This is a genomic window from Rhizobacter sp. P3_B12, assembly GCF_056402895.1.
On record NZ_JBFUGN010001340.1, the window covers coordinates 1 to 1,297 of the forward strand.

Annotated in this window: 1 protein-coding gene; it reads left to right on the forward strand. The window is 74.6% G+C overall.

Annotated elements, in window-relative coordinates; all coding sequences use genetic code 11:
- On the forward strand, nt 1–1,267 hold a 1,267-nt coding region (locus AC1D01_RS35050; protein WP_477874183.1), incomplete at its 5' end, for an AMP-binding protein.
- Between the last annotated feature and the right edge of the window lie 30 nt (nt 1,268–1,297).

Sequence of the window (1,297 nt, forward strand, 5' to 3'; positions counted from 1 at the left end):
CCGCCAGTACCTCGCCGACGCCGCCGCGCTGGCCGAACACCTGCCCGACGGCGACGCCCTGCTCGCCGTCTGCAACGACCGCTACCGCTTCGCGCTGTCGCTCGGCGCGGCGATGCTGCGCGGCCGCTTCAACCTGATGCCGCCGAACCACACGCCGGACATGGTGGCGCGGCTGCTCGGCCTGTTCCCGCGCACGCACGGCCTGCTGGAAGCCGGTGCCGGGCCGCACGCCCTGCCCTCGCTGAGCTTCGACGAGATCGCGCCCGGCCGCGCCGACACCATCACCGACACGCCGCGCTTCGCCCCCGGCACCATCGTCGCGCAGGTGCTGACCTCCGGCTCCACCGGCCAGCCGACGCGGCATGCCAAGCGCTGGGACCTGCTGGTCGAGAACATCCGCGCCGAGGCCGCGCGCATCGCCCACCACCTGGGCCGCGACAGCCTGGCCGGCGTGAGCCTGCTGGGCACCGTGCCGCCGCACCACATGTACGGCTTCGAATCGACGGTGCTGCTCGCGATGCTGGGCGGCGCATCGTTCGCCGCCGAGAAGCCGCTGCTGCCGGCCGACATCGCCGAGGTGCTGGCGCAGCTGCCGCGGCCGCGCGTGCTGGTGACGACGCCGTTCCACCTGAAGACGCTGCTCGATGCCGGCGTCGCGCTGCCGCCGCTCGACCTGGTGCTGTCGGCGACCGCGCCGCTGTCGCCGCAGATGGCCGCGCGCGCCGAGGCCGCGTGGCAGGCGCCGCTGGTCGAGATCTACGGCTGCACCGAGGCCGGCCAGGTCGCGACGCGCCGCACCACCGAAGGCGCCGACTGGCTCGCCTACGACGGCGTGCGGCTGAGCGGCGACGGCGCCGAGAGCATCGTCAGCGGCGGCCACGTGCCCGAGCCGACGCAGCTCGCCGACGTGCTGGAGGTGCTGTCGCCGACGCGCTTCCGGCTGCTCGGCCGCAGCAACGACCTGATCAACGTGGCGGGCAAGCGCAGCTCGCTGTCGCACCTCAATTTCCAGCTGAACAGCATCGACGGCGTGCGTGACGGCGCGTTCTGGCTGCCGCCGGCCGACAGCGTCGAGGGCATCGCCCGCCCGGTGGCCTTCGTCGTGACCGGCACGCTGACGCGCGAGGCGCTGCTCGCCGCGTTGCGGCTGCGGCTCGACCCGGTGCTGCTGCCGCGGCGCATCGTGCTGCTGCCGTCGCTACCGCGCGACGCCACCGGCAAGCTGCCGGCGCAGCGCCTGGCCGCGCTCGCGGCCGAGCACCTCTAGGCCCAGAGCCTGCTGCACCCCGCCATGCCC